Raw genomic sequence first — 22,257 nt, 5'->3', positions numbered from 1 at the left:
ACTATATTTTGCTCTTCAAACAGCTTCTTTTATTATCATATCTCTTTCTATTTATCTTATATAAAGGATGTATCCGAATATTATCGACCCATAATTCTTGTCTTTAATGAAAGACAGAGGTATATAAAAGGTTACACATAAAAAAGCAATAGAATAGTGTCACTTTTGTCACCTTTTGCTTTCAAAACACGACGTATACAACTATCAATAAACAGCTTAAACCTAAAATTAAAAAAGTGACATCTGTCACCTTTTTATAGAGAATTCATGTAATATGTTGTAGTATCTTCCTATATATCGGATGTTGGTGCAGTATATAATCGTTACCAATCAGAAAGAGCTGCTCACGTGCACGGGTAAGAGCAACATTGAGTTTACGATCTACTGTTCCCTCTCGGTTCATACTACAAAAGTTTTTGAGTTGGTAAGCTTTATTGAAACAGAAGGAAAGTATAATCACATCACGCTGGCTGCCTTGATAACGCTCTACGGTATCGATCATAATATCAGACAATTCGGCTATACCTGTTTCTTCGAACTTTTTTCTTATCAGGGCTATCTGATTTCGGTATGGAGTGATAATACCAAGTGTTCTTTGAGGGTCGAAAAGAAGATTATTAGCCTTGTAGATATCCAGTAAAGCGATTGACAAGGAGACAGCAATTTCGGCTTCGGCATCGTTCGTTTTATCGGATACACTTGCATCATCTATCTCTCTGACAGGGATAAAGCAAACCCGCTTGTTTGATATCATGGTCTGATATGGATCATTCGGATCAAAAGAAGGATAATTCAAGTCGGCTTGCTGCCTCTCGGTTGCGATCTTTAATATATTGTCATAGAAGTGAGCATTTACAAGACGTGCAATATCCTGATGCATACGTCCATGATATGTAAGTGTATCATAGGCATGCATCCATCCTTGTTTTTGGCAAATACGAAACAGCCGTTCGAAAAGAGATTCACGGCAATCGTAAAGCTCAATATCATTTAAAATGCTACTATCGACCTTCGATCGGGATTCATCTTGCAATGTTATAGTAGACAGCTGCTTGTGATCACCAATCATAATAAACTTATCAAACTGTGGAAGTAGCCCTATTATCTGAGATTCCAATATTTGTGAAGCCTCATCGATAATTGCCACATCAAAATGTTTCAGATCGAATAGTTCCGGCTTACCCATGATAGACGCTAATGTTCCTACAAATATCCGAGTTGAGGCGATTGCCTGTAAAAGGTCTTTGCGGTTTGTAGCTTTATATGAGATATTCTGCAACAGTCGGTGGCGATATGCCTCTCCGCATGATAGTTCCGAACCGATACGGATATATCGGTCGCACACAGAGTCATCTTCCGAGAAAGCCTCACAGATAGCAGCACACAGCTCATCTACAGCACGATTGGTATATGCCATAACAAGGATATTGCTATCTTCTTTTGCATAAAGACGCTCGATGAGTTGCCGTGCAAATATGGACGTCTTACCTGTACCGGGAGGTCCTACGATAAGGAAGTAATCATCAGCCGACAAGGCTTTGTTTATAACGCTTTTGCCCCTCTCCTCTTGAGTCAGTTCTTTGTCGGAACAGTTGTTCGCATAGATAGTGTGAGGCTCTTTAAGTCCGAGCAAGAGCTCCTTCTTATGGGTAGGTGCAGAGAGAAAGGCAAATAGGCTTTTATACATAGCATTGTACCCATGATCGAGCTTATCGTGCTCTACCGCCCAAAGCCTGTAACGAGAGAAGAAAGCTCTGTTTCGCTGCTTGTATCTAAAACGGAGGGTGACAGAATGAGATGATATTTCTACGACTGTGCCTTTTAGTATTTGGTTGGTGAGTACCGTATCTTCCTCATCTTGCTTCGGATATAAGATACAGATTTCTCCTACCCGAAAGTTTACACAATCTTGAGGTGCTAATCGATTGAATCGGATCACCATATCCCGACCACTGTCGTCTATATCTTCAATCTCGAGATCAGAGATCAGATCCAAAGCTTCTTTGCGTTCGGAGAAAGTTGTATTCCACAGGGCAGAGACACTCATTGCTGTATCAAAATTCTCATCTCCTGTTTTTTGCAAGTATAGCTCCCTTGCCACAAAGTTGATGTAGCGATAGGCGTATATCTTTTCTAATGCAGATGATTTAGTAAGAACGTCTTCCAGCTCTTTTAGCTTATCTATAAAGAACTGAGGTACTCTGCCATAATTATCTAAACTGAAGAGCTCTTTGAATATTTGTTCTACCGTTTGCACATCACCCGAATACAAGTCGTGTTCGGTAGCGACAATCAGATTGCGAGTATTGATAATCTCTTTCTCCAAGCGTTGGTATCTGGCAGCAAAGCGGATATTCTCTCCGGCATTGTCAGCACTCGAATATAAGATCGTAGGATAGATATGACGTGCATCTTTGTTAAATACACTTTGTATCATCAGCCGATAGATAGCTGTCTGCGTTTCGTGGTTCGAAGCGATCTTTGTTACATCTTCACGAGGATAAGGCGGCTTTCCCGACTTTAATTCTATGATACGGTCTGCACCATCCTCCTCATCGGAGAGTTGCAACAGGTCGAGCCGTCCTTGAAAACCGTATTTCTCGCAAAAGAAGGAAGGCTCTAAGGTACACAGGGTAGTATCAAAGCCATTTGCGGGCATATCGTTTATTATTACTCGCCGAATATTGTTAAACTGGCTTTCTGCTCTCGACATGAAGTTGCGAAAATCCTGATTATCCTTTATGTCTTGGCATGATGCATATTCGAAGGGCATCTGACGGAAAGATTTCAGAAACACATCTTCAAACTTCAGTGTTCGGGGATTTTCGGCATAGATAAGCTCATCGAGAAAGAAGTTTGCCAGATTTCCTAACAGTATATAATGAGAATTCGCATTCGGCTCAAACTTTCGGCGGAAGTAATGCAAGTGAGAATTACCATACGATTGAAAACACTCTGCCATTGCCGAAGCATCGATCAGATAGTCGGGCTCAAGTACAAATAAGGCAGGAATGTAACAGCCGTGTCCGTCCTTTTTTACATCTAGCAAATTTAGCTGAGCACCAACCCACAAGCGACAGATAGTAGGGTTGAATATTTCGTTAGCAGAAACATTGTATCTTACAGCTAATGTTTCTTGAGGTAAAGTCTCGGGTTGACAGATCAGCAACTCATTTTCTCTATCTATGTCCAGCACCTGCACACGCAGCCTATCCAGCGGTAAGGTTTTGTTATCCTCCTGTTCGGCTTCTTTGGGTATTTCGAGACTATGATCACCTTGTAAGAATCCGTAAAATAACTCTATGCTTTGTTTCGCATCGTCGTATTGCTTGGGCGTAATCAGATTATTTTCATCTCTTTGCAGAAAAGAACTTCTGATACGAATTGTATGTAACCGCCACTCTATACGCTTAGGCAAATCATACTTCTGAGAGATGAAGACCAGCCGAGAAAATAAAGAAGGAAACTGCAAAGATTCACCTTTAGTGATTTCCTTGCAGCTTCTTTCCAGTATCTGTTTGAGGCAGATATATTTATTTCTTAGCGATAGATTGGTTTGATCTATCTGTTGTATCTCGGAGAGATAATCGGATACAGATATTATCATTCCCGCAATCTTACATCAAGATAACTTTTAAGGGATATCTCTATCTTCGTACCATTAATAGGGATACCTGCCCTATTTGTAAGATATCCATCAACAATAACATTTATCCCCCCTTGATTATAGAATCTGCGCATAACGCTATTCATGAAATCATAAAATTCAGGATCTTTAGCGGTATCGAATACCATTACCTCATAGTCTTTCAACACATCTATCTTTGGCGAAAAAAGAAAAGGAGTCATACCTTCTACATCGATATACAAATCACGAATAACATCTCCATAACGCAAATCTCCGGTGATAACCAATTCGGTTCCTTGATATTCCATCCCAATTATAGAGCCATTTCCCAGACCGGGCAAATCATTGAAAGTATAACTACCTCCTCCATTACTGGAGAAAAATCCGGTTTTGTTAGTATATGATTGGAATTCACAATTGAGATTTGTCCTTGATATATAATCATCTGTTTCACACGATGAAAATCCGACTAAAACGAGGAGAGTGAATAAGATTACGCAAAGCTTGTTCATATAGTATTTCATAATTAAATAATTTAGTGACAAAGTTAAATAATTTTATCTTATATATATGACTATGAAAATGAGGTTTTGTAACATCGGGAATAATAGATATAGAAAACTTTTATAAGTGACTGCTTGTTATATATCAAAATAGAATATCTATCTTTGACAACGAAATCTTAGGGGTGCCTTAAAATAACGGGCTGAGATCACACCCATAAACCTGATCCGGGTAATGCCGGCGGAGGGATAGAGAAATATGCAATTGCGCACACGCATATCTTTAACATTCGGGAAATTATCTTATCAAAACCCCTTTTTTGTTTAACATCAGGACATATTTACGTATGTCTGGCAAAATTTATATTTTAAATGAAAAAGGTCTTTCTCTCTCTTTCCATAATATTGATAAATGGAATGGGGATTTTCGCACAACAAAAAGCAGATAGTTTGAAAGTTGTAAAACTAGATGAAGTTGTTGTGTCTGCAACACGTGTAGGTCAGGATGCTCCGGTAGCATACTCTAGCTTGACCGAAAAACAACTAAAAGGAGACAATGCCGCAAAAAACATTCCGGCTATAATGCAAACTCTTCCATCTGTAGTCTCGTATACAGAAGGAGGAACGGCTGTAGGCAACACATCGTTTCGCATCCGTGGAACTGATGCCAACCGTATTAATATCACCCTGAATGGGATGCCTCTGAATAATCCTGAAAGTCAGGAAGTATACTGGGTCAATTTGCCGGATCTGTCAAATTCATTGCAAAGTATGCAAGTGCAACGCGGAGTGGGAACATCTACCAACGGTGCGGCCTCTTTCGGGGCTAGTATTTCGATGCAAACGCTGGGAGGAAAACCCAAACCCTATGCCGACATATCTACAGCCTACGGACAATACAATACACTATTATTGTCGGGAGCAGCAGGTACAGGCATTATGAAAAGCGGATTGTCGTTAGACGCAAGATATTCTTACGTAAAGAGTGACGGGTATATCCGTAACGGAAAGGTAGACCATAAGAATATCTATGCCGCCCTATCTCACTACTCCGACAGGCAGCTGATACGGCTGATTTATATGAACGGAATACAGCATACCGGCATTACATGGGAAGGTATCGATCCGAGCATGCTGGCTATAAACAGGCGATACAACCCGGCAGGAGAATACAAAGACGACAATGGCAATACACGCTATTATGATAACGAGACGGATAACTACTATTCGAATATCGGACAGTTGATCTATACCCGTTATCTAACAAACGCATTGACATTGAATGTAAACTTGAGTTACAATCATGGTTATGGCTATTACGAAAATTACAAGACAGGGCGTAAATTTTCAGAATTCGGACTCGAAAATCAGACTGTAGATGGTACTACTTACAAGAAATCAGATCTTATACGTCGCAAACTGATGATGAATCATTTGTATGTAGGAGGGGTAAATCTGAAATGGGAAAAAGACAAGTTTGACTTCACCTTAGGTAGCATGTACAGCTATTATGATGGTACTCATTATGGAAGATTGCTTTGGGTAAAGTTCAACCAGAATATACCTGTTGGTTACGAATGGTATAGAAATGATGCCGATAAACAAGATATGAATGTTTTCCTGAAAACAGAATACAAACCGATGACCAACCTGTCGATATTTGCAGAAGTGCAAGAGCGCTATGTAGACTATCGCATGAAAGGTATCGACGATGATCTCACAAATCTGTCAAGCAAAAACTACTACAGTTTTATTAACCCAAAAGGGGGAATATCTTATCGCTTTGCGGATTATAACGAGATTTACGGATCGTTGGGTATATCCAACAGAGAACCTTTGCGGGCCGATCTTAAAGAATCTCTCAAAGAAGGAGGAATCCCTATCAAATCCGAAAGGTTGTATGACTATGAGCTGGGCTACAAATATGCTAATGCGACAATAGCTTTCAGTACCAATCTTTATTACATGAATTATAAAGACCAATTGGTGCAGACCGGAAAGTTGAACGACGTTGGTTATAAGTTGCAAGAAAATGTACCCGACAGCTATCGTACCGGGATAGAACTGGCATTGTCTTATACACCAAACTATTGGCTACAGCTAGCCGGAAACTTAACTCTGAGCCGTAACAAGATAAAGAATCATACTGTTTACTACGCTTACTATGATAATCAAACAGACTGGAATAGCTTAGGGCAGATCTCAGAAACATTCAAATCTATCGACATTTCATTTTCACCAAATACTGTGGGCAGCTTTACAGTTACATTCAAGCCATTCGAAAAAAAAGATATAAGCTTCTCTTTCATCAACAAGTACGTTGGCAGAATGTATTATGACAATACCTCAAACCCTGATAACCGTTTGTCAGACTATTTCATCACAGACTTTGCTGCATCATACACCTTGGATGCGAAGAAAGTAGGGAAATTTGACTTCCAGTTTTTTATAAATAATCTGACAAATGTAATGTATAATGCAAATGCATGGGTGGATACATATAAGTTTGCAGATGGAACAGAACAAGTTTATAAAGGGTTATTCCCTCAGGCAGGTGCTAACGTGATGGGCAAGATAAGATATCGGTTTTGATATATTTTGATTTACTTTGTGGGATGCAGTAAAACATCCCACAATTTTATATACAACAATGATTGAATATTTTATAGAGAACAATTGGGTCAGTATAGTAGGAGCAATTATCGGCCTTATTTTCCTTTACTTAGAATACAAAGCCAATGTATGGATGTGGGCTGCAAGTATCGTCATGGCAGCTTTTTATATCTATATATTCTATAGTACGCAGCTATATGCCAGCATGGGTATATACATTTATTTCTTCGGGGCATCTATATATGGCTGGCTGGTATGGATATTCCGCAACAGGAATACAGAAACAGGAGATGAGATCATCTCTCACGCCGCCAAACGTTACACCGTGCCTATAATAATCGGAGTAGCTCTTATAGCCATATTTATTTATGGTATCCTTGTTTCGTTTAGTGACAACAACATATATATCACGATCGGAGACTCTCTCACTACCTCCCTCAACATTGTAGCACTGTGGATGATCTCCCGAAAGTGGGTAGAACAATGGCTGTTGGTAATTCCCGCAAATTTAATTTCAAGCATTTTACTCTTTGCTCAACATGATATTATGTCGGGCTGTTTATTTTTTATCTTTTTCGTTGTCTCTATAATGGGATATTACAAGTGGAAAAGATTAGCATTAGCTTCGTGATATAGTCTTGTTATTGTCATAAAACAGAGATATGTAACACAAAAGATATAAAAAATGTTATCTTTGCATCAATGGTGATAACAGTTAGAGCAAACAATTCTACAAGATAATTACATGAAAATCTTCCAGGTTATTACGGTTTCTGAATATGGCGGCGCCCAGACTATAGTTGCAGACCTGGTAAAAAAATTCAGTTCTGAACACGAACTCTTTCTCTTATATGGAGGTAATGGCGAAGCCTGGAGTAATTTGGGGGATAATTTCACTCGCATTAAGCTAAACAATCATTGTAAAGAGGTTTCAATAAAAGATATAATGCTTTTATTGAAATTATTCTATTATCGCCTCAAGTACAAACCCGATGTTGTGCATCTGCACTCTTCCAAGATGGGAGCGATAGGGCGATTAGTCTTCGCTCGTAAAACAATTGTATATACTGTACATGGATTTGATTCGATAAGAACGGCTTTCCGAAAATTTTTGGTTATCGAAAAACTGTTGAAAAAGAAAGCATTCCGCATCATTGGAGTAAGTCAATACGATGTGGATATGATGAAGGAAGAAAATATCTATAAAAACGTAGAAAGAATATACAATGGCGTTGCTGATCACTATCTGACAAACAAAATTGAACAAGATACTCTGACTGAAAAATTAGAGAGTATAAAAAAAGATTATCCCAAAACAATCATGTGCATTTCACGAATATCGAAACAAAAGAAATTCGATTTATTCCTTGATATAGCACATGAAATGCCTCAATATGCCTTTGTGTGGATTGGTAACAAAGAGGAAATAGAGGGATTGCCGGCAAATGTATTTTGTTTGGGTGAAATGCATTCTGCTTTTACTTATTTGAGATACGCTGATGTTTTTATATTACCATCCAACTACGAGGGTTTGCCAATGTCGATACTTGAAGCTCTGGCATTCAAAGTTCCGGTAGTTGCATCTGCTGTAGGGGGTATTACAGAAGTATTGGACGGGAAGAATGGTTTTGCGGTAGAGAATAAAGCCTCTATCTTTGAAGAAAAAATACAATATATTTTATCTGACGAAAACATTCAGAAGAGTATGTCTGAGTGTGCAAGACAATCATATCTTGCAAATTTTACGATAGAGAAAATGGTAGACAGCTATGGCGCTGTCTTTAACACAATAGTAGCAAATAAAAAATGAGCCAACCTTTAGTCTCTGTATTAATACCCTGCTATAATGTAGAACGGTATGTGGAAGAATCGATCAACTCGATCCTAAACCAAACATACCGCAACCTAGAGATCATAGCCATAAACGACTGTTCTACAGACAGAACAGGGGGATTATTACAGGCAATGGCAGCGAAAGATTCTCGGATAAGTGTTTTCACCAATGAGAAGAATCTCAAGTTAATACAAACATTGAACAAAGGTATCTTGCTGTGCAAAGGCGATTATATAGCACGTATGGATGCTGACGATATCTCGTTGCCTACTCGCATCGAGAAGGAGGTCGCATTCTTGGAGAAACATACCGATCATGATATAGTAAGTACACAGTTTTACGCCTTCCGATCAGAAAATCCGAGTAAAAAAGATCTGAACCACAGCCCGACACACGATCGTGAGCTACGAGGATATATGCTTTTTCGGTCGGGAATATGCCATCCGGCGGTAATGATTCGTAAGAGGGTATTTAGCGAACTGGGATTAAAATTTGAACCGGAGTATTTACATGTCGAAGACTATGCATTGTGGTCTGAAGCTATGTACAAAACAAAGTTGGGAAATCTGAGTGAGCCTTTGTTGCTGTATCGTGTGCATAAGCAACAGGTATCTTCCTTGCACGAAGAACTGCAAACAGAGAACAAGAAGAAGGTGTTTAAAATCCATTGCAAACATTTGGACTTGCCTACCGATGATGACTTTATAAATATCTATACTTCTGTAGCAGAATGTGTTCCTTTACAATCATCTTTCGATTATCTTGACAAGTGTGAGGCATTTATGGTTTCCTTACTCAAACTGAATAAAGACAAAGACTTCTGTGACGAAAATTATCTGGTGAAGCTTCTTTCTCTTACATGGTTACGTCTGTGTGCAAATTCTCGTTTAGGCCTGAAAGTAATAAAGACGATGAAAGCCTCATCTTTGTACGATGAAAGAAATTATACATCAAGAGATTTGGCTATTTTTTATACAAAGTGTACTTTTAGACTCAGATATAAAAAGTCCCTTATTTACAAACTAGTATTTAGATAAAGTGTATGCCTAAATTGAAACAGGTATTACCAATGTTGGTTCCTTTATTGGTAACGTTCTATTATATTTATCCACAGGCTTTGGATGTACGAGGCTCATCTTTCATTTCTCTATCGGGTTTGATCGGACTAGCTATCTATGCCTATCATCGTTTCCCATTTCGGGAAGTTGTATATGTGATGGTTGCCACTTTTGCTTTATTTCTGATTTTTTACACTTCGGTATGGTACAATGGAGTAGATGACGAAGGATTTAGCTTCGACTATGTAAAGAGTAGGATTGCCTGGTTCTTTACAGCATATATTATTATGTTACTTATATTTAAGATACATAAAAAACCTACCCTCAATACAGTTCTCTTATACATCATCGGAGCCATCGCATTACAGTCTCTTTGCGCATTTTTGATGTACATAAGCGATCCTGTTAAAGAATTCCTCATATCTTTACAGATGGAAGGCGGAGAGTACACTGAAGAAATCATGGAGGAAGCCGAAGGGCAACGCCTGTTGGGATATGGCATCGGGTTCTTTGGGGCGGGAGCAATCAGTGGTATTGCCCTTATCTTACTTTCCTATCTCTTTATGAGAATGAAACTGACGACGAAAGAGTTTATTATACTGGCTACATTGTACGTATTCATTTTTTATATCGGTCTGTTTATGGCTCGTACAACGATTGTAGGTATGGCGGTGGGGTTTGCTCTTATTGCGGTATTATATTTGTGGGACAACAGGGCCGTGAAGAAACAAGCGAAAACTTTTTTCATAGCAGCAGCATTCCTCATGGTCGCCGGATATACTTTTGCGATGTTTTACTTTTCGAGCTTTGCTGACTGGGCTTTCGAATTATTTACAAACCTCTTTGTACACGGACGATTAGAAACGAATTCTTCCAGTGGATTATCTCAAATGTTTTTGATACCGACAAAATTCTCAGAACTGATTATAGGAGAAGGGACAGCTACGTTTTTTGGTACCGATGTGGGATATAGCCGACTTTTATTCTTCTCGGGAATAATAGGTACTCTGGGATTTTTCGTATATCAGCTATATATCATAAAACTCAGCTTAACAAAAGACTGGGGTGTTAATATGGTTGCCATATCGATGTTTGTATATACCTTGGCGCTGAATGTAAAAGGACTTATCGACTTAAATCTCATATTATACATCATATTCTTCTATTTTATGTTCTATAAATATTACGTATATATGCCTAAGCTATATACGAAGAGTAAAATAAAAATGAAGCAAAGAGGTATAAGCAAAGAGGTATAAGCAATAAGATATAAAGAAGCAGTAATAGCAAAAACAGAAAAATGAAAGAATGTATTATATTAGCCGGAGGGCTGGGCACCCGTTTACAATCAGTAGTAAGTGATGTTCCGAAATGCATGGCCGAAGTAGCCGAAAAACCATTTTTGAATTACTTGTTCGACTATGCAAAAAATCAGCAATTCGATCATCTGATTCTTTCATTGGGTTATAAATCGGAATTTGTACTACAGTGGCTCGATTGCAAGTCATTCCCTTCCAAGATATCCTATGTTGTAGAAGACTCACCCTTAGGAACAGGCGGGGCAATCAAGTTGGCATTCGACAAAGTGGAAACAGATAAAGCTTTTATCTTCAACGGAGATACCTTCTTTGATGTAGACACTACTCTGCTAACTGAGTTTCATAAAGAAAAGAATGCGATGATATCCTTAGCATTGAAACCTATGACAGATTTCGACCGTTATGGTTCTGTCGATCTGAATGAAGAAGGACGCATCATCCGCTTTAACGAGAAACAGCATTGTGCAAAGGGATTAATCAATGGAGGAGTATACGTAATAAACAAAAACCTGTTCTCAACACTTAGCCTCCCTGAAATATTTTCCTTCGAAAAAGATGTGATGGAAAAGCACATCAACGATATTCCATTCTACGGATGTGTGCAAGATGGTTATTTTATCGACATAGGGATTCCTTCCGACTTTGCGAAGGCGAACCAAGATTTTAAGAACTTGTAAAATTAAGATGGACAAACAAAATTTAGACAAATACAAGTATTTATTTCTTGATAGAGATGGCGTTATTAATGTAGAGCGCCCCAACGATTATGTCAAGAATATATCTGAATTTGTATTTATAGACAAAACTTTACAGGCTATCAAAATGTTATCTTCTAGATTCGAACGTATTTTCATTGTCACCAATCAGCGTGGAGTTGCCCGTGGTAAGATGAGCATATCCGACTTAGAAGAAGTGCATAGCTATATGCTATCTCAGATAGAAGCTTCGGGCGGACATATAGATCGAATATATTATTGTACCGATCTGACATCTGACTCTATAAATAGAAAACCCAACGTGGGAATGGCATTTAAAGCACTCGCTGATTTTCCCGAAACAGAGTTCGAAAAATCAATTATGGTAGGCAATAGCATGTCAGACATTGAATTCGGTAACAAACTGGGAATGTATACAATACTAGTCGGTGATAAATATCTCGAAGATCATAAAATATACAAGAACATTAACGCACATTACAAAAATCTATATAAGTTTGCAGATAGTCTGCTCAAGATATTTTAAAATATCAAGTCATGATAATAAGAAGTAAAGCCCCATTCCGATTAGGATTAGCAGGTGGAGGAACCGATGTATCTCCATACTCGGATTTGTATGGAGGATGCATATTGAATGCAACTATAAATCTGTATGCATTCGCAAATATTGAACCTCGCACCGACAGCAAAATTGTATTCCGTATTCCACAAACAAATGAGGAATATATTTTCGATTCTGCTCTAGAACTACCTATCGCCAACGATAAAGCCGACTTGATGAAAGGCATATACAACAGGGTAATTAAAGACTTTATAAAAAAGCCTTTATCTTTTACACTGACCTGCGCTCTCGAAGTTCCTTTTGGCTCGGGACTAGGAACGTCCTCTACCCTAGCCATTGCTATATTGGGTGCATATACCGAATGGCTCTCTTTGCCTTTGGGCGATTATGATCTGGCATATCTGGCATATCAGATAGAGCGGATAGACCTAAAGCAAGCGGGAGGAAAACAAGATCAGTATGCCGCAGCATTCGGAGGGTTTAACTTTATGGAATTCTATGCAGATGACAAAGTGATTGTAAACCCTCTACGCATTCGCAACGAAATAATCAATGAGCTATCTAACAACTTGTTGCTTTGCTACACCAACTCGAGTAGAAATTCGGGAGATATCATCGAAAAGCAACAAAAGAATGTTAAAGATCATCAAGAAAGGTCAATAGAAGCAATGCATCAGATAAAAAAACAGTCTTATGAAATAAAGGAAGCTATTCTGAAAAATAATCTGGACGAAATAGGAGATGTTTTACATCGGGGATGGACCTACAAACGAGACATGGCGGACGGAATTTCAACCCCACTATTCGAAGAACTATACAATACAGCCATATCCGCAGGAGCCACAGGAGGCAAAATATCGGGGGCCGGAGGTGGAGGATATGTGTTTTTCTATTGTCCGGGCAATACACGTTTTTCCGTAGCTAAAGCTTTACAAGGATTGGACGCGCAGATACAACCATACACCTTTACAAAAAAGGGATTAGAAACCTGGTATACTAAATAAAACTAGATGAAAGTAGCAATTCTGATACGTGTATACGATCGAGTTGAAGATTTGAAACATAATCTTCAGATCATATCTGATACATGGAAAGAAAATGATTATTATACAATTGTTGTCAGCAATGGCAAGAACAATGGTTATGAAATCACTCACGATTCGTTACCGCTCATCGACAAGCTCGTAATACTGGAGGAGAACGCAGGACACAGGCGAGGCAATTCGCAATTACTAATGGAAGGTATTAAATATATTCCATCAGACTGCAAATACACACTTATCCTCGAAGCTGACACATGGATGTATGGTGATCGTATTATCTCTAAATATACAAGCTTGCTTGACAAATCTGATTTTGCAGTTTGGGCCAGTGCCGACTGGTATGACAAATACTATGCCTTAGCGACAGATTTTGCAATTATCAAAACACAATATATTATAAAGAACCCGGGGATCTTTGATTTTGAACTTTTTCCCGAGTGCCATATCTCCAACTTCTTGAAGGATACAAATGCTGGTTATCTCTGGATAAAGGAAAATATGCCGGTGCATGTTCCCAGTTATGTGAAATACAAATACCCTTATATACCAAACATCAAAGAGGGACGTTTTTATGTCTTTCCCAAATCAAAAACAGTTACGCATCATATTGAGTATCTGAAAGGTGGGATGGAGCAAAAAAAACGCTATTTTAATATCATTGCCGACTACAATTATTTCACAGATATAAAAAGTAGTAACAAAAGCTGGAACAGGTTCAAAATGAAATTTTGGATTGGATTGAGTAAATTATTAGTGAAGAGAAGTTGGTATAGTGGCAAAACCTATAAAGATATAGAACAGCAGAATACTTAATATATGATATTCTCTACATACAGTTTTGTATTTATTTATCTACCGCTAGTACTCTTGCTATACTTCGGGATGGCACGTTATGTAAGCCGCAGATTTCAGCAAATATTCTTGATCGTAGCATCACTGATATTTTATGGAGCTATATTTTTTCAGGGATTCGGACATCTCTGGTATATCGCATTGATTATGTCTTCCGTGATAGTCAACTATTCTGTTGCAACCGGCGTGCAGAATATAGCGAAGCCTCCTACACGTAAAATAGTATTTACCATAGGTGTTATATTCAATGTTGTGCTTTTAGGCTATTATAAATATTCCAATTTCTTTTTAGACAATATAAACCATATTTTCGGAACGGAATTTATACTCAAACAGATTATAATACCCTTAGGTATAAGCTTTTTTACATTTCAGCAAATAGTATTTCTGATAAATATATGGAAAAAAGAAAAACGTGTTCCGAATTTTATAGATTACACACAGTTTGTCATCTTTTACCCGTATGTCGTGATGGGACCTATTGTTTTCCTAAAGGATACACTACCCCAGTATCTGGATGAAAAAAATCGCTTTTTCAATACAAAGAACTTCTCAGCCGGACTTTTCATCTTTGTGATCGGTCTTTTCAAGAAAGCAGTAATAGCCGATACGCTCGACAATTTTGTATTTTACTCATACCTATCGCCCGAAAAGCTTGGTTTTGCAACCTCGTGGCTAAGCGCCCTGTCTTATTCGTTTCAGATATATTTCGACTTTAGCGGATATTCCGATATGGCAATAGGATTGGCCAAGATGATGAATATCAACCTTCCGGTCAACTTCTATTCTCCGTACAAATCTGTGAGTATAACTGAGTTTTGGAAGCGGTGGCACATCACATTAGGTCGGTCTCTGGCCGTACTTATATATTATCCGCTGGGAGGAAATCGCAAAGGTATTGCACGTACATGCATCAATCTGTTTGCCGTATTTTTTGTCAGTGGTATTTGGCATGGGGCAGCTTGGACTTTCGTCGTATGGGGCATTGCACACGGAGTAGTACGCATATTTGAAAAGTTATTCATGAAGTATCTGGAGAAGATACCCAACCTCATACGGATATTCTTCACATTTATGTTTGTAAATGCAGCATGGGTACTATTCCGTTCGCCGACATTCGACATAGCGCTGACCATTCTTAAAAATATGTTCGTTCCTGAGAGTTTCAGCTTTAGTGGTATAGCCCACATGGCTTACAACACCAGTATAACATATCCCGACTCTATGGCTGTGATATATGTATTGGCTATCCTGTCTATTTTGACTACATTGGTGTTTTTATATCCTAAGAACAGTATAGATAAGTACAATGAATTCAAACCAACGGTAAAAAATGCGATGGTTATTGCCTTGCTGTTCACGGTATCGGTAATTCACTTTTCGAGGGTAGGTGCGTTTATTTATTTCAACTTCTAGCCTATGAATAAGAAAGAAAATAAAAACTCATTCAAAAAATTCCTTAGCGTATTTGCAATAGCTTCTATTGTAATGCTGCTAGGCGTGGGCTGTCTTACTTATATTGTTGATCCATTTTTCCAGTTCAGAGTCAATGAAGATGGACGCTATTTTCTGAGTCCATGGCTGCAAAATGGAGGACTCGCACGCAACTACGACTATAATACTGTTGTACTTGGATCATCGATGGTGCAGAATTATGATATATCTATTCTCAAAAAGAATAATCCTTCTGTTAAGCCTGTTAAGCTATCAAGCGGAGGAATGAACAACGAAGAAATGAAATATCTATACTCGTTAGTCAAAAAAGATAGCGTAAGATCTTTCATTATAAACTTTGACATTCCGCAGTTTAATCTCGGCTTTGAAGAAGTCCGTTATCCGCGATTCCTATACGAAGACAAACCTATCAATAAGCTACAATATCTATATGGATATGAAGCATGCATACGCTTCTTACCCATCGACCTGATACTACCTCTATATCTGAAAAGTAAGGAACAGATACCCGTAGAGTATATGATGAAAACAGAAATAGATCAAATAGGGAACAACAGTTATTTGAACTATTACAATGCCGATCATGTAAAGAATCTTTACTTAAGTGGACAAACAGTATCAATACAGCGACTGGATGGAATGAAGGAACGCATGCACAGTAAACTTGCTTCATTACTGGAAAATATAGCTATAGGCGATCATAAAGATATTCAGTATACAATTGTTTTGTCTCCATACTCGGCTCTATACTGGTATCATACCAAAGAAAGTGGGTATTACGACCAGTTCATCGATTTCATATATCACCTGCAACAGTCTTTAAAGGCATACAACAATGCCCGAGTGATGTTCTTTTTCAACATGAATGAAATTACCGATCTGAATAACTATTCGGACGTTACACACTTCTCTCCGGCATTGACAGACAAAGTACTCGAAAATATTTATAATCCGGAATATGAACTTAACTCATCCAATATCGATGATAAGATACACCAACTGGATAGTTTAGTGAATATATTTGTAGAACAAAATAAAGATTGGTTACCTAAAAATTGACATAATATGTTTGTAGTTAACGGAAGATACTTGACACAAAAAGCAACAGGCGTACATCGATATGCTTTCGAGATATGTAACAAACTTCATGAAATGGGTGTCGATTTTCATGTAGCTGTACCGAATGAAATCCATCCGGATTATAAGTTCAGTTTCAAGGTGGTGAAATGTGGTTCGTTCAACACACATCTCTGGGAGCAGATATCCCTACCCCGCTATCTGAAGCGTATTGACAGCCCATTACTGATAAGCTTTACAGGCTGTGGCCCACTAAATTATAGCAATCAAATCATGACCATCCACGACGTATCGCATGAGCGTTACCCCGAATGGTTCTCTAAAAATTATTACCGCTTCTATCATTACATGATGCCTCGCATCGGTAAAAAAGCACATGCAGTATTTACCGTAAGTGAATTTTCGAAGAAAGAAATAGTGGATACTCTGGGTATAAATGCCGAAAAGATACATGTAGTACATAGCAACGTACCGTTTCATAATAAGCCAAGTAAGGAGGAAGTATTGAGTTTCACACGCAATCCCGAAGCGGAGAAATATATTCTGGCAGTATCATCGATGGATCCCCGCAAAAACTTTATACGACTTGTAGAAGCTTTTGACAAAATAAAAGACAAGTCGGTGAAACTATATATTATAGGTATGTCGTTCAAAGCATTCAATACGCCTGATCTGCAAAAGCTGATCGGGGAAAATGTCCATCTTCCGGGCTATATACCCGATGAGAAATTACAGACCATGTATCAGAATGCTTTATTATCTGTATACCCCTCGCTATACGAAGGTTTTGGCTTGCCGCCACTAGAATCGATGACATACGGCTGTCCGGCTATCAATTCAGATATACCTGCCTTACGCGAGGTTAGCCAAGATGCGGCATTATACGTAGATCCTTACAATGTAGACGATATTACTCAAAAGATAGAACAGTTGCTGGTTGATGAGCCGCTACGAAAAGAATTACAAGAAAAGGGCTTGCAACAAATAAAAAAATATTCGTGGGACAAGTCAGCCAAGCAAGTTTACGAGTTGGCTCAATTATTTATGTAAATTTTTGATTTGACTCTCTGATTTTATCCTTTACTATTTGTACCAGAGATACAACAAGAAGAATAAGAGAGGCAGCAAAACAAGCGAATCCAAGTACTTTATCCGAATCAAAATTTAGAATGCCTACTGATGTTAATAATAAAGCAGTAGGAATCAATGCGTATGACATTGTAAAAGGCCTGGAAGTTTTCATTATTGGTATTATTTGTGCTTATTTACTTATTAGATGCATAAAAAGCCAGAAAGATGCAAAAATACAGATTATTTAAACAAATTTAACAAGAATTACATCTCGTAAATTATGCTATAGTCTCCAAACAGGTCATTATTATTATAAATAAAACAAATTACGAAAGAAATAGTTCACCTGTGGATCGGGCATTCAAGACATTCGCAAATAAAATTATTCTACAATAAGCTACCATGCCATTCTTTTATCCGCTTTTTTAGAATGTTATCAATACTAAAAACATACCGACAAGAGCCAGACAAAAGAAAATTCAGAGATTTTGGTTCTTTCTATAAAAAGACTATATTTATAAGAACAGAGTGTATCTATAGCTTTATGCTATATCAACCTTAAATACGTATAATATAGGTCAATAAATAAAATCGGATATGTTCATATAGTAATTACAGATTTTGCTTTTTGATTAAAAAGCTCTTGCTTTTACTTTGAAAATACCTTTATTTAACCTACTTTTGCAGGGTAATAGAAAAAAGCGATTACGCATGTTTTTTTTCTATCATAGTCAACGATCAATACATCTAAAATTAACTATTCTAAATAACTAAAAACAGATTTGATTTATGAGTTGGTTACTTAAATCTTCTATTGGCAAGAAGTTGATCATGAGTATCTCAGGTATCGCTCTTGTCTTATTCTTGCTGTTTCACGCGGCGATGAATGTAACGGCGGTGTTTTCGGAAGAGGCCTACAACACCATTTGTGCCCTTCTTGGTGCTAACTGGTATGCTGTGGCAGGTACTGCCGTCTTAGGAGGCCTCGTTGCAGTTCACTTCATTTATGCACTTATCTTAACCCTACAAAATCGCAAAGCTCGCGGTAATGATCGTTATGCAGTAAATGTACGCCCTAAAAACGTGCAATGGGCATCTCAGAACATGTTTGTTTTGGGAGTAATCGTAATTGGATTCCTAGTACTACATTTCAGCCAGTTCTGGTATAAAATGATGTTTGCCGAACTAATGGGACATCATCATGTAGAATTAGGCGATACTACAGTATCTCCACAAGATGGAGCTGCTTTCATCAAATACTATTTCAGCCAAGCATGGGTTGTTGTAGCATATTTGGTATGGTATGTAGCATTATGGTTTCACCTATCTCACGGATTTTGGAGTGCTGTTCATACCATCGGATGGAACAATCGCGTATGGATGAATCGCTGGAAAGTAATTGGACAAGTAGTTGCTACTATTATTTGTCTTGCGTTTGCATTTGTAACTATTTACTTCTACGCAAGAGCTACTTTTTGCCCATTTGTTTAGGCACTGATTATTTTTGTTAATTGATTAAAAGAAAAACAGATATGAGTACTATACTAGATCCAAAAAAAGATTCAAAAATACCTGATGGGCCATTAGCAGACAAGTGGACCAACTATAAAGACCACCAGAAACTGGTGAACCCTGCTAACAAACGTCGCCTTGACGTTATTATCGTGGGTACAGGTCTTGCAGGAGCTTCAGCAGCAGCATCACTTGGTGAGATGGGCTTCAATGTACTGAACTTCTGTATCCAAGACTCTCCTCGCCGTGCACACTCTATCGCAGCACAGGGAGGTATAAATGCAGCAAAAAATTATCAAAACGACGGCGACTCTGTATACCGTCTATTCTATGATACAATCAAAGGTGGTGACTACCGTGCTCGCGAGGCGAATGTATATCGTCTTGCTGAAGTATCGAATAGCATCATCGACCAATGCGTAGCCCAGGGAGTTCCTTTTGCTCGCGAATACGGCGGCTTACTTGACAACCGTTCATTCGGTGGAGCTCAGGTATCTCGTACTTTTTATGCTAAAGGACAAACCGGACAGCAATTGTTATTAGGTGCATACTCGGCTCTAAGCCGTCAGGTGCAAAAGGGAAGCGTGAAGCTTTATACCCGCTACGAAATGGTCGACGTTGTTATGATCGATGGCCGTGCACGTGGTATTATTGCACGCAACCTTGTAACAGGTAAACTAGAACGTTTTGCGGCACATGCTGTAGTAATAGCAACAGGTGGATACGGAAATGCATTTTTCCTTTCTACCAACGCAATGGGTTCTAACGGATCGGCAGCTATCCAAGCATACAAAAAGGGAGCATACTTCGCAAATCCTTGTTATGCTCAAATTCACCCAACATGTATTCCTGTTCATGGAGAGTTCCAATCGAAATTGACATTGATGTCAGAATCTCTTCGTAATGACGGACGTATATGGGTGCCTAAGAAAAAAGAAGATGCCGAAGCAATCCGTACAGGCAAATTGAAACCTACTCAGATTGCAGAAGAAGACAGAGACTATTATTTGGAAAGACGTTATCCTGCTTTCGGTAACCTTGTACCACGCGACGTTGCATCTCGTGCAGCAAAAGAAAGATGTGATGCAGGATATGGAGTAGGATCTACAGGTCTTGCCGTATATCTTGACTTTAGCGATGCTATCAAACGTCTTGGCCGCAACGTAGTTGAAGCTAAATACGGTAACTTGTTCCAGATGTATGACAAAATCGTTGACGAAAACCCATACGAAACACCGATGATGATTTATCCGGCTATCCACTATACAATGGGTGGTATCTGGGTTGATTATGAATTGATGACTTCTATCAAAGGGTTGTTTGCACTGGGAGAAGCTAACTTCTCTGATCACGGAGCAAACCGTCTTGGTGCATCAGCATTGATGCAGGGACTAGCCGATGGTTATTTCGTATTACCATATACTATTCAGAATTATCTTGCCGATCAGATTACTGTACCTCGTTTCAGCACAGACCTTCCTGAATTTGCGGAAGTAGAAAATGAAATCAAAGAGAAGATAGCTAAACTTATGGCTATAAAAGGAAAACGTTCTGTTGACTCTATTCACAAGCAATTGGGTCTTATCATGTGGGATTTTGTAGGTATGGCACGTACAAAAGAATCTCTTGAGAAAGCAATCGAAGAACTGAAAGCTGTCAAAAAAGAATTCTGGTCGAATGTTCTTATACCGGGCGAAGCCAATGACCTGAATACAGAGTTGGAAAAAGCTCTACGCTTGGCAGACTTCATCGAAATCGGTTTATTAATGGCTTATGACGGATTGAATCGTAACGAATCGTGTGGTGGTCACTTCCGTGAAGAATACCAAACTCCTGAAGGGGAAGCGATGCGCGACGATGAAAATTACTCTTATGTTGCATGTTGGAAATATCAGGGCGAAGATTCAGCTCCTGAGCTTGTAAAAGAGCCACTAGACTATGAGTTTATAGTAAGACAACAACGTAATTACAAGGCATAAAATAAACGACAATGGAAAAACTAATAAATATAACATTAAAAGTTTGGCGTCAAAGAGGCCCACAAGTAAAAGGGGCTTTTGAGACATATTCACTTGATGGTATTTCAGTAGACAGTTCATTTCTTGAGATGCTTGATATTCTGAATGAAACCCTTATAAACCAAGGAAAAGAGCCGGTAGTATTTGACCACGACTGTCGTGAAGGTATTTGCGGTATGTGTAGTCTTTACGTAAACGGACATCCACACGGACCGGATGAAGACATTACGANNACAACTTGCCAGTTGCACATGCGTAAATTTAAAGATGGCGAAACTATCACTATCGAGCCATGGCGTTCGGCAGGATTCCCTGTTATTCGCGACTTGATGGTAGATCGTAATGCTTTCGATAAAATCATTCAAGCTGGTGGATATGTAAGTGTAAATACCGGAGGTATACCTGATGCTAATGCTATTCCTATCCCTAAAGTAGATGCTGATGAAGCAATGGATTCGGCTTCTTGTATCGGATGTGGAGCTTGTGTTGCTGCTTGTAAGAACGGTTCGGCTATGCTTTTCCTTTCGGCGAAAGTGAGCCAGTTGGCACTTCTTCCTCAAGGACGTGTAGAAGGAGCTCGCCGTGCTAAAGCAATGGTGGCTAAAATGGACGAACTAGGATTCGGAAACTGTACCAATACAGGTGCATGTGAAGTAGAATGTCCTAAGAACATTTCTATTAGCAATATTGCTCGTCTTAACCGCGAATTCTTATCAGCTAAATTTAAAGACTAATAATCTTTATAAATATATGGAAAGCGACTGCCTCATGGTAGTCGCTTTTTTTGTAATATTGTATGATATAAGTACAAAAAATTATTGTCATCTTTTTGTCATCCTGACAAAGGAAGAATCTCATTACAATAAATAGACAGGATGTTTCGTCACCTCAGATAAGAATATAAAAAGATTCAAATAATATTTACTTATTTATTAAATAGTTGATAAAAATAATGACGGCTTTGTTATCTTACAAGAAACTCTGTGTTACTCTTTT

The 22,257-nt window shown here is 38.5% G+C and carries 18 protein-coding genes and 1 riboswitch; of the genes, 15 read left to right on the top strand and 3 right to left on the bottom strand.

Translation table 11 applies throughout. From position 1 onward, the window contains the following. Positions 1-265: 265 nt before the first annotated feature. Positions 266-3,607: an AAA domain-containing protein gene (locus B3P17_RS08520; protein WP_252636970.1), complete on the bottom strand. Its 3,342-nt coding sequence runs from the start codon at positions 3,605-3,607 to the stop codon at positions 266-268. Further along, complete coding sequence (locus B3P17_RS08515) at positions 3,604-4,152, bottom strand: hypothetical protein (RefSeq protein WP_252636971.1); 549 nt, start codon at positions 4,150-4,152, stop codon at positions 3,604-3,606. Before B3P17_RS08515 ends, B3P17_RS08520 begins: the two co-directional genes overlap by 4 nt. 150 nt (positions 4,153-4,302) lie before the next feature. Then, a riboswitch (TPP riboswitch) is annotated at positions 4,303-4,398 on the top strand. A gap of 105 nt (positions 4,399-4,503) precedes the next feature. On the opposite strand from B3P17_RS08515, the gene B3P17_RS08510 reads away from it, so the two are divergent. From B3P17_RS08510 to B3P17_RS08455, 12 genes are all read left to right on the top strand, one after another. Further along, a complete protein-coding gene (locus B3P17_RS08510) occupies positions 4,504-6,723 on the top strand; it encodes a TonB-dependent receptor (protein ID WP_252636972.1) in 2,220 nt (739 codons plus the stop codon). Between the two features lie 58 nt (positions 6,724-6,781). Further along, a complete protein-coding gene (gene pnuC / locus B3P17_RS08505) occupies positions 6,782-7,375 on the top strand; it encodes a nicotinamide riboside transporter PnuC (protein WP_252636973.1) in 594 nt (197 codons plus the stop codon). Positions 7,376-7,489: 114 nt separating this feature from the next. Beyond that, on the top strand, positions 7,490-8,554 hold the full coding sequence (locus B3P17_RS08500; protein WP_252636974.1) for a glycosyltransferase: 1,065 nt from the start codon (positions 7,490-7,492) through the stop codon (positions 8,552-8,554). Beyond that, on the top strand, positions 8,551-9,615 hold the full coding sequence (locus B3P17_RS08495; protein ID WP_252636975.1) for a glycosyltransferase family 2 protein: 1,065 nt from the start codon (positions 8,551-8,553) through the stop codon (positions 9,613-9,615). Before B3P17_RS08500 ends, B3P17_RS08495 begins: the two co-directional genes overlap by 4 nt. Positions 9,616-9,620: 5 nt before the next feature. Beyond that, positions 9,621-10,895, top strand: coding sequence for a hypothetical protein (locus B3P17_RS08490; RefSeq protein WP_252636978.1), 1,275 nt, complete (start codon positions 9,621-9,623; stop codon positions 10,893-10,895). Positions 10,896-10,936: 41 nt separating this feature from the next. After that, positions 10,937-11,632, top strand: coding sequence for a nucleotidyltransferase family protein (locus B3P17_RS08485; protein WP_252636979.1), 696 nt, complete (start codon positions 10,937-10,939; stop codon positions 11,630-11,632). A 7-nt stretch (positions 11,633-11,639) separates the two neighbouring features. Continuing rightward, complete coding sequence (locus tag B3P17_RS08480) at positions 11,640-12,197, top strand: D-glycero-alpha-D-manno-heptose-1,7-bisphosphate 7-phosphatase (RefSeq protein ID WP_252636981.1); 558 nt, start codon at positions 11,640-11,642, stop codon at positions 12,195-12,197. A gap of 11 nt (positions 12,198-12,208) precedes the next feature. Then, positions 12,209-13,237: a dehydrogenase gene (locus B3P17_RS08475; protein WP_252636983.1), complete on the top strand. Its 1,029-nt coding sequence runs from the start codon at positions 12,209-12,211 to the stop codon at positions 13,235-13,237. A gap of 6 nt (positions 13,238-13,243) precedes the next feature. After that, positions 13,244-14,089 carry a hypothetical protein gene (locus tag B3P17_RS08470; protein ID WP_252636984.1) on the top strand — a complete coding sequence of 282 codons (846 nt, stop codon included), beginning with the start codon at positions 13,244-13,246 and terminating at the stop codon, positions 14,087-14,089. Between the two features lie 3 nt (positions 14,090-14,092). Continuing rightward, positions 14,093-15,544 carry an MBOAT family O-acyltransferase gene (locus B3P17_RS08465; RefSeq protein WP_252636986.1) on the top strand — a complete coding sequence of 484 codons (1,452 nt, stop codon included), beginning with the start codon at positions 14,093-14,095 and terminating at the stop codon, positions 15,542-15,544. A gap of 3 nt (positions 15,545-15,547) precedes the next feature. Next, a complete protein-coding gene (locus B3P17_RS08460; protein ID WP_252636988.1) occupies positions 15,548-16,642 on the top strand; it encodes a hypothetical protein in 1,095 nt (364 codons plus the stop codon). Positions 16,643-16,648: 6 nt separating this feature from the next. Next, entirely contained in the window at positions 16,649-17,710 is a 1,062-nt protein-coding gene (locus B3P17_RS08455) for a glycosyltransferase family 4 protein (protein WP_252636989.1), read from the top strand. Here B3P17_RS08455 and B3P17_RS08450 read toward each other — a convergent pair. Then, positions 17,703-17,903, bottom strand: a complete 201-nt coding sequence (locus tag B3P17_RS08450; protein ID WP_006843210.1) for a hypothetical protein — start codon at positions 17,901-17,903, stop codon at positions 17,703-17,705. The genes B3P17_RS08455 and B3P17_RS08450 overlap by 8 nt on opposite strands. A 617-nt stretch (positions 17,904-18,520) precedes the next feature. Here B3P17_RS08450 and B3P17_RS08445 point away from each other — a divergent pair. From B3P17_RS08445 to B3P17_RS08435, 3 genes are read left to right on the top strand one after another with little or no spacing between them, the layout of a single operon-like run. Further along, the gene (locus tag B3P17_RS08445; protein ID WP_252636991.1) at positions 18,521-19,222 is read left to right on the top strand and encodes a succinate dehydrogenase cytochrome b subunit; all 702 of its coding nucleotides are present in this window, start codon (positions 18,521-18,523) and stop codon (positions 19,220-19,222) included. A gap of 41 nt (positions 19,223-19,263) precedes the next feature. Next, positions 19,264-21,222, top strand: a complete 1,959-nt coding sequence (locus B3P17_RS08440) for a fumarate reductase/succinate dehydrogenase flavoprotein subunit (protein WP_252636993.1) — start codon at positions 19,264-19,266, stop codon at positions 21,220-21,222. An 11-nt stretch (positions 21,223-21,233) separates the two neighbouring features. Then, the gene (locus B3P17_RS08435) at positions 21,234-21,995 is read left to right on the top strand and encodes a succinate dehydrogenase/fumarate reductase iron-sulfur subunit (RefSeq protein ID WP_291105063.1); all 762 of its coding nucleotides are present in this window, start codon (positions 21,234-21,236) and stop codon (positions 21,993-21,995) included. The last annotated feature ends 262 nt before the right edge of the window (positions 21,996-22,257 follow it).

Source organism: Dysgonomonas sp. UBA7630 (genome assembly GCF_002483985.1).
In the GTDB taxonomy this organism is placed as follows: domain Bacteria; phylum Bacteroidota; class Bacteroidia; order Bacteroidales; family Dysgonomonadaceae; genus Dysgonomonas.
Note: the sequence above shows the minus strand (reverse complement) of the source record. Positions and strands in the feature narration are given on the sequence as shown.

Excerpts from the sequence above, each read along its gene's own strand:
- B3P17_RS08520 (WP_252636970.1), bottom strand. The coding sequence starts at position 3,607 with ATGATAATATCTGTATCCGATTATCTCTCCGAGATACAACAGATAGAT.
- B3P17_RS08515 (WP_252636971.1), bottom strand. The coding sequence starts at position 4,152 with ATGAAATACTATATGAACAAGCTTTGCGTAATCTTATTCACTCTCCTC.
- B3P17_RS08510 (WP_252636972.1), top strand. The coding sequence starts at position 4,504 with ATGAAAAAGGTCTTTCTCTCTCTTTCCATAATATTGATAAATGGAATG.
- pnuC (WP_252636973.1), top strand. The coding sequence starts at position 6,782 with ATGATTGAATATTTTATAGAGAACAATTGGGTCAGTATAGTAGGAGCA.
- B3P17_RS08500 (WP_252636974.1), top strand. The coding sequence starts at position 7,490 with ATGAAAATCTTCCAGGTTATTACGGTTTCTGAATATGGCGGCGCCCAG.
- B3P17_RS08495 (WP_252636975.1), top strand. The coding sequence starts at position 8,551 with ATGAGCCAACCTTTAGTCTCTGTATTAATACCCTGCTATAATGTAGAA.
- B3P17_RS08490 (WP_252636978.1), top strand. The coding sequence starts at position 9,621 with ATGCCTAAATTGAAACAGGTATTACCAATGTTGGTTCCTTTATTGGTA.
- B3P17_RS08485 (WP_252636979.1), top strand. The coding sequence starts at position 10,937 with ATGAAAGAATGTATTATATTAGCCGGAGGGCTGGGCACCCGTTTACAA.
- B3P17_RS08480 (WP_252636981.1), top strand. The coding sequence starts at position 11,640 with ATGGACAAACAAAATTTAGACAAATACAAGTATTTATTTCTTGATAGA.
- B3P17_RS08475 (WP_252636983.1), top strand. The coding sequence starts at position 12,209 with ATGATAATAAGAAGTAAAGCCCCATTCCGATTAGGATTAGCAGGTGGA.
- B3P17_RS08470 (WP_252636984.1), top strand. The coding sequence starts at position 13,244 with ATGAAAGTAGCAATTCTGATACGTGTATACGATCGAGTTGAAGATTTG.
- B3P17_RS08465 (WP_252636986.1), top strand. The coding sequence starts at position 14,093 with ATGATATTCTCTACATACAGTTTTGTATTTATTTATCTACCGCTAGTA.
- B3P17_RS08460 (WP_252636988.1), top strand. The coding sequence starts at position 15,548 with ATGAATAAGAAAGAAAATAAAAACTCATTCAAAAAATTCCTTAGCGTA.
- B3P17_RS08455 (WP_252636989.1), top strand. The coding sequence starts at position 16,649 with ATGTTTGTAGTTAACGGAAGATACTTGACACAAAAAGCAACAGGCGTA.
- B3P17_RS08450 (WP_006843210.1), bottom strand. The coding sequence starts at position 17,903 with ATGAAAACTTCCAGGCCTTTTACAATGTCATACGCATTGATTCCTACT.
- B3P17_RS08445 (WP_252636991.1), top strand. The coding sequence starts at position 18,521 with ATGAGTTGGTTACTTAAATCTTCTATTGGCAAGAAGTTGATCATGAGT.
- B3P17_RS08440 (WP_252636993.1), top strand. The coding sequence starts at position 19,264 with ATGAGTACTATACTAGATCCAAAAAAAGATTCAAAAATACCTGATGGG.